The following is a 14257-nucleotide window of genomic DNA, read 5'->3' on the forward strand; positions in this document are numbered from 1 at the left end:
AGATGTGTCCATTTGTTCGAACTAGTTAATTCATACATAGATAGTTTAGCGCTCTTTCTCGCTATCCTTTTTATCCAGGGGATGTCTTTTCGAAAAATAAGACAATATCGCCCAAATTGGTTCCAAAATGGTAGTAGAAGGCTATTTCTTTCCATCCTACTCGGCGTCTACTATGGTTTAGCAGGTATTTATTTTATTTATGAAGGTGCTTACGAAAATAATCCCGTTATTTATACAAATATGCGGATTTTGATTTTGATGGTAACAAGTGTTTTCGGTGGACGCGTGCCACTTATTTTCGCCTATTTAGTAATGCTTTTGGGTCGAATTAGTTTTGATATTGCTTCTCCCGTTACTAGTCGCTATGTTATCTTGATGACACTCATTTTTGCCGCTTGTTTACTTGTTACTTTTTGGAAAAAACAACGCTTTTCGAGATTTGTTGCTTTAATTATTTTAAACTTTCCAGCGATTCTTTATTATTTCTTGAATAATTTTGATGAGGGGCGAATTTTGCAAGGGTTTGAGATTATCGAGTATTTTCTTCTATTCTTTGTAACTGCCTTACTAGTATTTTACGCTTGCAATTACATTGATAAAAGTAATCTCGTTATCCAAAATTTGACGGAAACTGCGATGACGGATAGTTTAACTAATTTACCAAACATGCGCTTTTTCACTCAACAATTTGGTTGGATTTTTGCGAAATCGTTGAAAAAGAAAAAGGCATTATCTCTTTTCATCATTGATATTGATCATTTTAAAGAAATAAATGATTTTCATGGTCATCAAGCTGGCAATACTGTTCTTGCGCAGTTTAGTAGCATTCTTAAAAATCGCACCTTTCCACCAAGGACCATGTTTGCACGTATTGGCGGCGAAGAATTTGCTGTTTTACTTCAAAACGTCGGTACAGAGCAAGCCGCTTTAATTGCTGATTTTTTCCGTGAAGAAGTGGAACGAGCGAAATTTCCTTATAATCCTGCAAGTGGCAAAGTAACTGTTTCGATCGGAGTGGCCTCTGCTAGTTCTCATTTTTCAACAACCGAATCACTTTTCGAAGCTGCTGATCAAGCCTTGTATCAAGCCAAACAAAGCGGACGCAACCAAATTGCGGTTCACCAGGGGGAACTCAAATGAAGCGATTTATCTTAATTTTTATTTTACTTATTCTAATTGGCGCCGGATTTTTCTTTTTTCTACGACCAGAGACTAAAAAAACGGTGCGCGCACCAAAAGAGACCACCCCCACTTCCACCGCTGTTCAAGAGTATGTGAAAGAAAACTATACGGCGAAAAATGGTTTAATTGTGGATTACAAAAATGCGCAAGAACCGCATTATCTAGCCGAGAGCATTGGACTTTACATGGAATATTTGGTCGAAGTGAATGATAGTAAAAATTTCCAAGAGCAAGTAAGCCATTTAGAAAAGAATTTTATAACCAAAGATAATTTTATTAAATGGGAAGCAACCGATGCAACAACAACCAATGCGATTGTAGATGATTTCCGCATTACAGAAGCACTTTATCAAGCAAGTGAAAAATTTAAATTCCCAACCTACAAGAAATGGGCAGATGAACTCTTAGCCAACACCAAAAAATATAGCGCTGAGCAAGGTGTTCCAGTAGACTTTTACGATTTTGTGCATAAGAAAAAAGCAGATACGCTCCATTTAAGCTATCTCAATATCCAAGCAATGCAACAGATTAATTATCGTGATAAAGCCTATCTACCAATTCAAACGGTCAATGCCGACCCATTTTTTACAGAAGTATTTCAAAACGGACAGTTTCAATATGCTGATCCAAAAGAAGTCAATATGATTGATCAAATGCTCATCGCGATGGCTTATTTTGAAGAAAATGGCGATGTAGAGCCAAACTTCGATGATTTTTTACAAACAGAATTAGCTTCTAAAGGAAAAATTTATGCTCGCTATGAAAGAGCAACGAAGAAACCAAGTACAGAAAATGAATCTACCGCCGTTTATGCCTTTTTGACACAGTATTTTAACAAGACAAATCAAGTTAAAAATGGTAAAATCACCAAAGAGTTGTTAGAGAAAATGGATACGTCAAATCCTGAAACGACCCATTTTTTCGATTATATAAATAAAGAAATAACTCTTAAGAAATAACGGAAAGAAGTTGGACAAATGAAAAAGCCCTCCGTACGTGAGATTATTGATCAAAATCACTTTGATACAATATATGAACCGATTGTTGCTGTAGAAAATACACAAATTTTCGGCTATGAGTCACTCACCCGCCTGAAAACAAATCACTGGAATGCCATTAGTGATTTTATTGAAGAAGCGGAACAGGATGGTCTGCAAAAAGCATTTGAGCTGCTCACGCTTCATAACGCAGTGAAACGCTTTAACAAAAGCGGAGACACGCCACTATTTGTCAATATTTCGTATGATACTTTTTTAGAAAATCAAGAAGAACTGCACGATACCCTTCTTGATAACGGGAAAATAGTGTTTGAATTTTTGGAAACATCCAAGTTACCACAAGAACGAATGAACGACTTAGAAAAACAACTGCTCCTATTCCAGAAAAAACACAAGACTAAATTTGCTATTGATGATTTTGGCTCCGGTTATGCGGATTTGCATCGCGTTTTTGCGCACCATTCTGATTTTGTCAAAACCGATCGCTTACTGCTACGAGATTTATTTGAGAGTGATGGCAAAAAACTCTTCTTTGAGCAGCTTCATAATTATGTTAAGAAACACCATAAATCCTTAATTGTCGAGGGAGTGGAAACCAAAGAGCAACTTGAATTCCTTCAAGAAATCGGCATTCCCTATGCGCAAGGTTATTATTTTCACTAAGAATAAAAAAAGAAAATCTGCTTATTGTCAGGTTTTCTTTTTGTTTTGAATCAGTTGTTATTCTTCTTTCCCCCATGTAAAATAGAATAGAATGAAAAGGAGTGCTGAAAAATGACTTTAAAATCAGGTTTTGATTATATGAATAATCCATTATTAAATAAAGGAACTGCTTTTTCAAAAGAAGAAAGAGCAAGTTATCAATTGGACGGATTACTGCCACCAATTATCGAAACAATCGAACAACAAGCCGTGCGCATCGAGTCTCAAATAGAAAATTTAGAAACACCCTTACATAAACATCAGCTTTTAACAAACTTATATAATGAAAATCGTACTCTTTACTATTATGTCGTGACAAAAAATGTGACTGACTATTTGCCAATTATTTATACACCAACTATCGGAGACGCAGTAATTCATTACCATGCAGATTACAATGCGCCAGATGAAGCTCTATTTATTGATGCGTTTGCACCTGAAAAATTAAGCGCATCTATAAAAAACTATGCAAAAAATAATCCGAATATTGATATGATTGTTATAACAGACGGTGAAGGCGTGCTCGGAATTGGCGACTGGGGTGTGAATGGGGTCAAAATCGCTGTTGGAAAATTAGCGGTTTATACAGTTGCAGCTGGACTTGCACCAGACCGTGTGCTGCCAGTTGTTATTGATGCCGGAACGAATAACGAAACGCTTCTTAATAATCCAATGTATTTAGGAAATAAACGCCCTCGCCTTGCTGAAAGTGAATATGATGCTTTTATTGCTTCCTTTGTGGAAGTTATGAAAGAAGTTTTCCCGAAAGCTATTCTTCACTGGGAAGACTTTGGGCGCGCAAATGCAAGTCGGATTCTGCACAATTACCGTGATAAAATTTGTACATTTAACGATGATATTCAAGGGACTGGCGCCATGGTGGTTGCTGCTGTTCTTGCGACGATTCAAGTTTCCCAAATACCATTAAGTGAACAAAAAATTATTATTTTCGGAGCTGGAACTGCTGGAATCGGCATCGCTGATCAACTTAGTGCACAATTAATGCGCGAAACTGGTCTCCCTTTTGAAACAGCTAAAAAACATTTTTATTTAGTTGATCGAAACGGTTTAGTGCTTGATAATATGACAGACTTAACTACCGGGCAAAAGAAATATGCGCATCCGTCTACTGAGTGGTCTAATGTGCCCACAGATACGTTAGAAAACTTAATGGAAGCTGTTCATCCAACAATGTTAATCGGCTGTTCTGGTGTTCCGGGTGCCTTTAAAGAGAGCATCGTCAAAAAAATGACCCAGTATACAGAACGACCAGCGATTTTACCACTTTCTAATCCAACGAAATTAGCCGAAGCAACTGCTTCTGATTTAATCCAGTGGACAGACGGAAAAGCGCTTATTGTTACAGGTAGTCCTTCCAAACCAGTAGAATATCAACATACTACTTATGAAATCGGTCAAGCAAACAACGCGCTTCTCTATCCTGGGCTAGGATTAGGTGCTCTTATCACTCGTGCGAAATATATTACAGATGGTATGCTCGCGGCTGCTTCTATAGCTGTCGCTGAGCAAATTTCGCCAAACGAACCAGGCGCAGCTCTTTTGCCTCATGTGCGCACCCTTCGCAAAACATCGCGCGCAGTAGCCATCGCTGTCGCTAATCAAGCTATAAAAGAAAATATTCATCAAGTCGAATTAACGAATGTCACCGAAGCTATCGATCGTGAGATGTGGCAACCTATTTATAAAGGAGTTTAGATATGTTCTACAAAACGAAGCAATCACTAGATCAACTCGTCCAAAACGGCTCCACTCCGGGAATTAGTTATCAAATTAAAACTAATTTTCTGGAAGAAAATAACATCATGGGATTAAAATCCGTTTTTCCAGAAGCAGAAATTTTACCAAGAACAACAGAAAACATTTATGATATCGCTTCTTTGACCAAAGTCATTGCTACGACTACTCGTATTTTGCAACTCATCGAACAACAAAGTTTCCAATTAAACGACCCTATTCAAATGTATTTGCCAGATTTCCGGTATAATAATGTTACGATTTTGCATTTACTCACACATAGCTCTGGGCTCGCACAAAATATCCCAAACTTTTCAATGAACGCACCAGAAGACGTCATGCGTTATGTGTATGCCACACCTCAAATTAATACTCCCGGAACATTGGTCACTTACGCCGATGCTAATTTTCTTTTACTCGGTTATTTGATTAACAGGATAGATGGCAATTATGAAACAGCTATTCAAAACAATATTTTAGAACCCCTAAGCATGACAAATACAAGTTTTCATCCCACAAATAAAAAACAAGTTATCCCAACCGAACTTGACCAAACACGCGGTTTAATTCAAGGTGATGTACATGATTTTAAAGCTTGGACCGCCAAATCAGGCACAGGACATGCTGGACTTTTTAGCACCCTAAGCGATCTTTCCAAGTTCCGGGATGCACTCATGTTACAACACGGTGCTCCAATTCTTTCTGAAAAAACATGGCACCTCATGCAATTAAATCATACTCCAGGTCTAAATAGAAGTCGTGGACTAGGCTGGGACCTCCGCGGTGAGTCCGTCTTATATCACACCGGATTCACTGGTACTTTTATGGTGCTCGATTTAAAACGCCAAGCTAGTTTAATCGTTCTTTCTAACCGCGTCCACCCAAGCCGCGCCAACCCAAATTTCGTAGATAAAAGAGACAGCATAGTTGATACTTTTTTAGAAGAAGTTTCAAAGAAAAAAGAAGTCTAGCCCATTCGCTAGGCTTCTTTTTTAGCCAGACCTCTCCCTGCCTCATTTCCACAAAAACTGTATTAACACAGCCACTGAAAGCCTTTTCTAGTTATATAAAAGAAATTTATTTTCTTTCTGATTTTATATTGTTTTCGTTTTCACAAAGGAGTATGCTGTTCAATGAAGAAAGATTCTAAGAACAAGTTTCTGGCTTTAAGTGAAAAGGAACACAATTGAAGGAGGAAATTATAATGACAAAAGCATGGGATGGTTTTAAAGGAACCGCATGGCAAGAAAGCATTAGTGTAGGACAATTCGTTCAAGACAACTACACTCCTTACGATGGCGATGAAAGCTTTTTAGAAAAGAGCACACCAAGAACAACAAAACTAAATGAAAAAATAAATAAACTGGTAGAAGAAATGGACGCAAAAGGTGGCGTACTTGATATGGATAATGCTATCGTATCTAATGTTGCGTCTCACAAAGCTGGTTATGTGGACAAAGAAAATGAAGTTATTGTTGGTTTACAAACAGACAAACCATTCAAACTAGCCTTTATGCCAAATGGTGGCCTTAGAACAGCAGAACAATGTTTAACAGACAACGGCTATTCGATTGACCAAGAATTACATGACTTCTACGTAAAAAATCGTTCTACAGCAAACGATGGTATTTTCAGAGCATATACAGATGATATCAAACGTGCGCGTCACTCACATATCGTTAGTGGTCTTCCTGATGCTTACTCTCGTGGAAGAATCATCGGCTTATACCAAAAACCAGCACTTTACGGTGTGGATCGCCTAATCGCAGAAAAACAACAAGACTTGAAAAAAATTGCGATTTCTTCTGATGAAAATATTCGTTTACGTGAAGAAATTTGGTTACAAATCAAAGCACTGAAAGACTTAATCGTTTTAGGTAACGAATACGGTTTAGAACTTGGACGTCCAGCTGAAAATGCAACTGAAGCAGTACAATGGACTTATATGGGCTACCTTGCTTCTATTAAACAAGCAAACGGTGCTGCAAGTTCATTCGGTCGTATTCCGATTTTCCTTGATATCTACATCCAACGCGATCTAGAAAAAGGTATAATCACTGAATTCGATGCGCAAGAATTAATCGAACAATTAACCCTTAAATTAAGAATGGTTCGTTTTGCAAGAACAGATGGTTACAACGAACTTTATGCTTCCAACCCAACCTTCGTTACAACTTCTATGGCTGGTATGGGCGCAGACGGTCGTCATCGTGTCACAAAAACAGATTATCGTTTCTTACATTGCCTAGATAACCTAGGAAACTCAGCGGAACCAAACTTAACTGTCCTATGGGATGCTCGTTTGCCAGAAAGCTTTAAAGAATATTGTATGAAAATGAGCGTGAAACATTCCTCTATTCAATACGAAAATGATAAATTAATGCAAGAAGAAGGCTACGGCGACATGCAATGTATCAGTTGTTGTGTTAGCCCACTTAACCCAGAAGCAGACAAAGACAAAGGCGAAACACATAACCTGCAATATTTCGGTGCTCGTGTCAACGTACTTAAATGTCTTCTTGGAGCTATCAACGGTGGTAAAGATGACCTTCACAAAAACCAAGTATTCGATGTAGTAGAGCCAATTACAACTGAATACCTTGAATACGAAGAAGTACTAGAAAAATTCGATAAATCCATGGACTGGTTAACAGACACTTACGTAGATGCAATGAACATTATTCACTTTATGACAGACAAATATAACTACGAAAGCATGCAAATGGCCTTCTTACCATCTAAAGTAACAGCCAACATGGGATTCGGTATTTGTGGATTCGCTAACGTAGTAGATAGCCTAAGTGCCATCAAACACGCTAAAGTAAAAACTATCCGCGACGAAGATGGCTTTGTGTATGACTATGAAGTAGAAGGCGACTTCCCTCGTTACGGTGAAAATGATGACCGTGCCGACGATATCGCTGTAATGGTTCTTAAAATGTTCAAAGACAAATTAGACTCCCATAAACTTTACAAAGATAGCGAAGCAACTGTTTCTGTTCTAACAATTACTTCTAATGTTGCTTACTCAAAACAATGTGGTAACTCCCCCGTGCACAAAGGACCTGTATTTGATGAAAATGGCAAAATCGTCAAAGAACCAGAATTCTTCAGCCCAGGAGCTAACCCTTCTAACAAAGCAAAAGGTGGTTTCTTAGATAACCTTGCTAGTCTTTCTAAATTACCATTCCACTATGCAAATGACGGAATTTCCTTAACTATCCAAGGAGCGCCAAAAATGTTCGGTAAAACAACCGAAGAACAACACCATAACCTTGTTGGTATTTTAGATGGTTACTTCACAAAAGGTGGTCAACACATCAACTTAAACGTTCTTAACCACGACGAAGTAATCGAAAAAATCAAAGCTGGTATCCCAGTAATCTTACGTATCAGCGGTTATTGCTTAAATACGAAAGATCTAAATGAAGAACAAAAAATGGAACTTTGCCAAAGAATGTTCCACGAAAAATTAATCGGTTAATAAGAAAAAAGAACCAAATCTGCAAATAACAGATTTGGTTCTTTTTTTTATGCATTCGAAACTTCCGCCGCATAAGCTCCTGCTGTGTGCCCGGTCACTAGTGCACAAGTAATATTATATCCACCTGTGTAACCATTGATATCCAGTATTTCCCCACAGAAAAATAATCCTTCCATCAACTTCGACTGCATCTCTTTCGGTTTAATTTCCTTCACAGAAACCCCTCCACCAGTCACAAATGCCTTTTCAAAATCAAGTGTACCATTCACTTCAAAAGTAAAATCTTTTAACAACTGAATAAATTGCTCGATTTTTTTTGGACTTACTTGTTTATATTCAGCCGTTTCATCTAGTTCTGCTTTTTCAAGTAAAAACAATAACATTTTCTCTTGCAACAGCGGACTTAACGAATTTTTCAAGGCTTTCTTCGGATTCTCTTCTAACAATTTATACACATCTTTCGAAAGTTCCGCAGCAGATACATTCGGAAATAAATCAAGACGCATCTTCACCGTACTAGCACCTGTTTTCTTTAATTCACGAAGGACGAACATACTACAGCGAAGTGCTGCTGGCCCTGACACACCAAAATGCGTAAAAATCATATCCATTTGATGTGTTATAATCGGCTTCCCTTTTGCATTTAAAACAGAAAGAGATACATCACGAAGCGACGTTCCCTGTAACACTTTTTGTTTAATAAAAGGCTCACTGGATGTAATCGGCACTTCTGTCGGATAAAGTTCTGTAATCGTATGCCCTGCTTTTTTCGCCCAAGCGTAGCCATCGCCTGTCGAACCTGTCCGAGGAACAGATTTACCGCCAACTGCGACAATGACCGCACTCGCTGAAATTTCTTGGCCGTCTTTCAAGGTCACGCCTTTTACATGTCCATCCTCATAATCCACTTGTTTCACAGCTGTTTGCATATAGATTTTCACGCCTAATTTCTCCATTCGCTGAATCATTGCCTCAGCGACAGAACGCGCGCTATTCGATACAGGAAACATTCGGCCGTGGTCTTCCTCTTTTAAAGCCACCCCAAGTTTCTCAAAAAAGCGAATAATATCTTCATTATCAAATGCATGAAACGCACTATATAAAAAGCGACCATTGCCAGGAATGTGTTTAATAATTTCTTCTGCTGGTCGCCTGTTCGTTACATTACAGCGTCCACCACCAGACATAATTAATTTGCGTCCCAGTTTTGGTCCTTTTTCAATTAATAATACTCGTTTATTTTTTTCTGCTGCACTGATAGCCGCCATAAGTCCAGATGGCCCGCCACCAATGACAATTACATCATAATCCATTGTCCCGCTCCTTTACTTTATCCGAATATAAGTATAGCAAGCATTCGGCTCAGTGCCAAGCTTTTTTCACCAAACAAAAAACCTGAGATTTTTCTCAGGTTTTTTGTTTCTAATTTCGATTCATATTCGTAAAAATAAGTAGTAATCTTAGAAGTTCCAGGACAGCTACGGCCATCGCAGCAACATAAGTCATTGCAGCAGCACTTAATACTTTTTTCGCTTGTGGAAGTTCTGAAGATGCGACTAGTCCGCCACTTTCTAATTGAACAAGTGCTCGTTTACTAGCGTCAAATTCAACTGGTAACGTGATTAATTGGAAAAGTACACCTACTGCCATTAAAATAATCCCGAGCAACATTAAACTAGCAATATTTGCAAGCATTCCGATAATTAAGAACACCCAAGAAATATTAGAACTAAACATTGTCACAGGAACAAGCGCTGAACGAAAACGCATAAAGGCATAATCTTGCTGATCTTGAATCGCGTGTCCTACTTCATGGGCTGCAACAGCTGCCCCAGCGATAGAACGACCACGGAAGTTAGCTTCAGAAAGGAAAACCGCTTTTTTTCGAGGATCGTAGTGGTCACTTAACATTCCTTTTGTTTCATGAACTGGAACATTCGTTAAACCATTGGTATCCAAAATATGACGCGCAACCTCGGCACCAGTTAATCCATTTGCCACACCAACTTTGGAATAATGTGCATAGGTAGTTTTTACCCTATACTGTGCCCAAAGTGGGATTGCCGCGACGATAATAAAATAAATAATATACTGACTAAACGACATTTAATCATCTTCCTCCTACTACTTTTTTTCGGTGAATATCCTTATGTTCTTAGTATAAATTAACTACCACTAAGACTCAACCTCTTTCACTTATCATGAGGAAATTCTAATGTTAAATGCTTATTTTTTATCGTTTTATCATATACAAACCATAGAACGAGTACTGTTAGCCAAAATGTCGCATATCCGATTTCTGGTGCGAATTTTTCTAGTCCCATATAAATCGGCATCTGACCTAACACATAATCAATTACATCATTATGAAATACCCACACAGCTGCAATCATAAAATGCCCGATTCGAAAACGATAAAATGGAGCATAAACAATCCCTTCTACTGCCATAAAACCATGCGTCAAAATTAATGCCACTGAACCCCAAACTAGCATTCCTTGATCCACCATAAAAAAAATATTCATCCCGACTGCCCACAAACCATATTTCACTAAACAAACAAATCCGAGCGCTTCCATTAAAGGCCAATGCTTTTTCCCAAGAAAACCAACTAGCGCCAAAGTAAAGAACAAAAACGCTGTTGGACTATCAGGAACAAACAACCAAAAACGTGGTTCTGTTATTTGTAATTGCGGTATATACCATATGTATCCATAAATCGCTCCTAGTAAATTCCCAAAGAAAAGTAATCGTAAAAAGGACCGATTGGCAAGTAAACTATATAACAAATTTCCCAACTCCCTTAAAAAATCCTAGCATAGCAAGAAAATGATACAACATTCGCATCATTTCCTTACTAACTAGGATCTATTCCTTATTCTTTTACTGTATCCATTTGCTGTAAAATTCGAACTAACTTATGAAAAGTCACTTCATCACGTGCATCCAGCGCCTCATCGATTTGTTGTAATACTTTTTCTCTTGAAAATTGGTGCACAGATTGATAGATAAGCGCATCTGCCATTTCTTTCTCCTCATCCGCAAGCTTCACTGCTGTAAAAGGATTGTCTTCACGAACAAGCGCGTATTCAGGTGAAGTCATTGCTTCTTCAAAGTGAAGTTCTACATACAACTCTTCGTCCCAATTTAGTCGAATATCGTGAAAAGCTTTTTCTGGATCGGTCGTCATAATGTTACCTTTAAAAAATAGGAACGGTTCGGATTCAACGCCGTGAGCACTAAGTGAAAGCCCACGCGCACACCCTTCCAAATTATCAACAAAATGAACATATTTTACAATTTGATCATGGCCAGCAATATAATTTAAAACCCACATTGCTTCTCTAGTTTTCATCTGATGTTTATTTAAAAACCAGCGAATAAAATCTTTCTTCTCGTCTATTGAAATGGATGCCTTCATCTTTCCTCAGTCCCTTCCTTTATTCATTTTACTGTTTAATCAAATAAAGATAAAATCTCTGTGTCTTCTGGCTCTAGTGCTAAATAATTCCGCAAAACTTCTTGTGATTTCGCGTGTTCTCCTTCTTCTCTTAAAAATAAACCATATTCTTTTAAGAAGGTAGGATTATTTGTAAAGTGCGAGTAAGCTAGTTCATAATTTGCTTTTGCTTTATTATATTGTTCTGTTTCCTGATATGCAACACTTACGTCCCAGAAAATTTGTGGTTCCGAAATAACTTCTTCCCCAAGGCCTTCCACTAATTCGATGACTCCTTCGTAGTCTTCCTTCGCAAGTAATAATTTGTTCAGCTGCATAATTGCTTCCGAATATTCTTCATCCAGCACAATTGCTTGACGATAAAACTCTTCTGCTTCTTCTGACAAACGTAGCGTAACCGCAAGATTTCCAGCCTCTAAGAACATTTCTTTATTAAATTCATCTTGCGTTAAACCATCCCGAAGTACCGCAATGGCTTTTTCCGGTTCTCCGTTCTCCTCGTAGCTTTTCGCTAAATAAGAGTAGAGCGTCGTGTACGAAGGATCATGTTCGCGCAAATGTTCGAGCGCGTGAATCGCTTTTGTGTACTCTTTTGCCTGATAAGCCGTTAATCCCATCCCGAAAAGCGTATCAACCGATTCCTTATCTTCCAGCGCGCGTTCATAGTAAGATAATGCTTCTTCAAATGCCCCACTAGCAGCAAATGCTTCAGCGATACGTTCATATACAGACACCGCACCATTCGAAATAATCGTTAATCCGGCTTCCACAGCAGTTTGATAAGACTGCACAGCAGATGCGAATCTTGCTTGCGATAAATAATATTCCCCAAGTGCGAAATCAATAATCGGTTCATTTGGCGCCATTTGTTTCGCTTCGAGTAATTTCTGCTCACTAACTTCGAATAAACCTTGCATCTGATATAAATCAGCTAATACGAGCAAACTTTCAATATAGGCTTCGTCTTCTTTGTTTACTTTTTCTAAATAGTCTTGCGCAGAGTCGATATCGTCTTTTTCAAGCGCTACTTCAGCTGCACGGACAAGCAACTCGCCCTCATCCTTGTATTTTGCTAATAAAAGTTCGTATAAATCTTCCGTTTCATCTAAGAATCCAAGTGTAAATAATTCTTCTGCTAAATAATATTGTTCTTCATCTGTTCCCGCTTGCACTACTTCATCAAAATATTTCTTCGCAAGCGCCATATCTTCATGCTCTAACGCATGTAACATTTTATTAGCTAGTTCCATGTTTGCACCTTCTTCAATAATAAGTCGTTTTTCTATTATACCATTACTTCGCCCATAAGAAAAAGTGATTGCCTCTCCTAAATAAAAATACCAGCACTGATGGGATTAGCATACAGCACTGGTAGAAATGATTATTTTAAAAGTGAGCGAATATCCTCAAAGAAAGTCGGATAAGAAACAGAAACTGCTTCTGGGCGTTCTAATTCCACATCGCCTTCCTCGACAAGAAGTGCTGCAATTTGTAGCATCATGCCAATACGGTGATCGCCGTAACTTGTTACATTGGCTGCATGAAGTGGCGTTTTTCCGCGGATAATTAAGCCGTCTTCGGTTGGAGTAATATCTGCGCCCATTTTGTTTAGTTCTGTCGCAACCGCATCAATCCGGTTTGTTTCTTTTACTTTTAATTCAGCAGCGTCTTTAATAATCGTCGTTCCTTCTGCTTGTGTTGCTAAAAGAGCAATAACTGGAATTTCATCAATTAAACGAGGAATAATATCGCCACCGATTTCCGTTCCTTTTAAATCGCTCGTTTTAACAACAACAGTACCCGCTAATTTACCGGTACTTCTGCTAGAATCCTTAACAACTAAACTTCCACCCATTTGCTCGACCACATCAAAAATTCCAGTTCTAGTAGGATTTAAGCCAACATGAGTTAGTTCAATCTCACTACCTGGCGTGATTAAACCAGCAACGATAAAGAATGCTGCGGAGGAGACGTCGCCTGGCACAGTCATTTCTTGCCCAGTGAATTTTTGACCGCCTTTGACGCGAATGGTTAATCCGTCCATTTCAATTTCACCGCCAAATTGGCGAATCATGTGTTCCGTATGATCTCGAGTCTTTTCTTTTTCATGGATAATCGTTTCGCCATCTGCTTGTAAAGCTGCAAAAATAATCGCGCTCTTTACTTGCGCACTAGCAACTGGCATATGATATTCCATCCGTTTTAATGACTGCTTCCCACTTATTGTAATTGGAGCAAATTCAGAGCCATCTTTACCATGCATTTTTGCTCCCATTTGTTGTAATGGTAGCATAACACGGTTCATCGGACGTTTTGCAATCGATTCATCCCCTAAAATGACTGTGTCAAAATCGCGGCCAGCTAAAATGCCCATCATTAAACGAATCGTGGTTCCCGAGTTACCAATATCAAGTGGACCTTCTGCTTGTTTTAGCCCGTCAAAACCAGTTCCGTGAACGATAATTTCTTCTTCGGTTTCTTCAATTTTCACACCTAATGCTTTAAATGCCTTAATTGTTCCAAGACAATCATCTGCACGTAAGAAATGACGAATGACCGTTTTTCCTTCTGCAATGGCACCGAACATAATGCTACGGTGGGACATTGATTTGTCTCCAGGAACTGTGATTGCACCAACCAGCCCTTGTTTATTTGTAATTAATTTCATCGTCATTT

12 protein-coding genes are annotated in these 14257 nt (G+C 38.5%); 6 read left to right on the forward strand and 6 right to left on the reverse strand.

What is annotated here, in order from left to right:
• Positions 1-12: 12 nt before the first annotated feature.
• From HRK21_RS01410 to pflB, 6 genes are all read left to right on the forward strand, one after another.
• On the forward strand, positions 13-1140 hold the full coding sequence (locus tag HRK21_RS01410; RefSeq protein ID WP_003739311.1) for a GGDEF domain-containing protein: 1128 nt from the start codon (positions 13-15) through the stop codon (positions 1138-1140).
• Positions 1137-2141: a glycoside transferase gene (locus HRK21_RS01415; protein WP_070005960.1), complete on the forward strand. Its 1005-nt coding sequence runs from the start codon at positions 1137-1139 to the stop codon at positions 2139-2141. The genes HRK21_RS01410 and HRK21_RS01415 overlap by 4 nt, the downstream gene beginning before the upstream one ends.
• Before the next feature lie 18 nt (positions 2142-2159).
• Positions 2160-2843, forward strand: a complete 684-nt coding sequence (locus tag HRK21_RS01420; RefSeq protein WP_003739313.1) for an EAL domain-containing protein — start codon at positions 2160-2162, stop codon at positions 2841-2843.
• 111 nt (positions 2844-2954) lie between these two features.
• Positions 2955-4598 carry an NAD-dependent malic enzyme gene (locus HRK21_RS01425; protein ID WP_003739314.1) on the forward strand — a complete coding sequence of 548 codons (1644 nt, stop codon included), beginning with the start codon at positions 2955-2957 and terminating at the stop codon, positions 4596-4598.
• A gap of 2 nt (positions 4599-4600) precedes the next feature.
• Complete coding sequence (locus tag HRK21_RS01430; protein WP_070005961.1) at positions 4601-5608, forward strand: serine hydrolase domain-containing protein; 1008 nt, start codon at positions 4601-4603, stop codon at positions 5606-5608.
• A 233-nt stretch (positions 5609-5841) separates the two neighbouring features.
• Positions 5842-8121, forward strand: a complete 2280-nt coding sequence (gene pflB / locus HRK21_RS01435; RefSeq protein ID WP_003739316.1) for a formate C-acetyltransferase — start codon at positions 5842-5844, stop codon at positions 8119-8121.
• A 47-nt stretch (positions 8122-8168) separates the two neighbouring features.
• On the opposite strand, the gene HRK21_RS01440 is transcribed toward pflB, so the two are convergent.
• From HRK21_RS01440 to aroA, 6 genes are all read right to left on the reverse strand, one after another.
• Entirely contained in the window at positions 8169-9434 is a 1266-nt protein-coding gene (locus HRK21_RS01440; RefSeq protein WP_070005962.1) for a BaiN/RdsA family NAD(P)/FAD-dependent oxidoreductase, read from the reverse strand.
• 109 nt (positions 9435-9543) lie between these two features.
• On the reverse strand, positions 9544-10227 hold the full coding sequence (locus HRK21_RS01445; protein ID WP_003739318.1) for a zinc metallopeptidase: 684 nt from the start codon (positions 10225-10227) through the stop codon (positions 9544-9546).
• Positions 10228-10313: 86 nt separating this feature from the next.
• Positions 10314-10910: a DUF1405 domain-containing protein gene (locus HRK21_RS01450; RefSeq protein WP_003739319.1), complete on the reverse strand. Its 597-nt coding sequence runs from the start codon at positions 10908-10910 to the stop codon at positions 10314-10316.
• 86 nt (positions 10911-10996) lie between these two features.
• Positions 10997-11542 carry a proteolytic degradation factor ReoY gene (reoY, locus tag HRK21_RS01455; protein WP_003737017.1) on the reverse strand — a complete coding sequence of 182 codons (546 nt, stop codon included), beginning with the start codon at positions 11540-11542 and terminating at the stop codon, positions 10997-10999.
• Between the two features lie 35 nt (positions 11543-11577).
• Positions 11578-12831 carry a tetratricopeptide repeat protein gene (locus tag HRK21_RS01460; protein WP_069887974.1) on the reverse strand — a complete coding sequence of 418 codons (1254 nt, stop codon included), beginning with the start codon at positions 12829-12831 and terminating at the stop codon, positions 11578-11580.
• Between the two features lie 131 nt (positions 12832-12962).
• Positions 12963-14249 (reverse strand): 3-phosphoshikimate 1-carboxyvinyltransferase, encoded by a 1287-nt coding sequence (gene aroA / locus HRK21_RS01465; protein WP_069887973.1) that lies wholly within the window; start codon positions 14247-14249, stop codon positions 12963-12965.
• Between the last annotated feature and the right edge of the window lie 8 nt (positions 14250-14257).

This window comes from Listeria monocytogenes, assembly GCF_013282665.1.
GTDB classification, from domain to species: Bacteria; Bacillota; Bacilli; order Lactobacillales; family Listeriaceae; genus Listeria; species Listeria monocytogenes_C.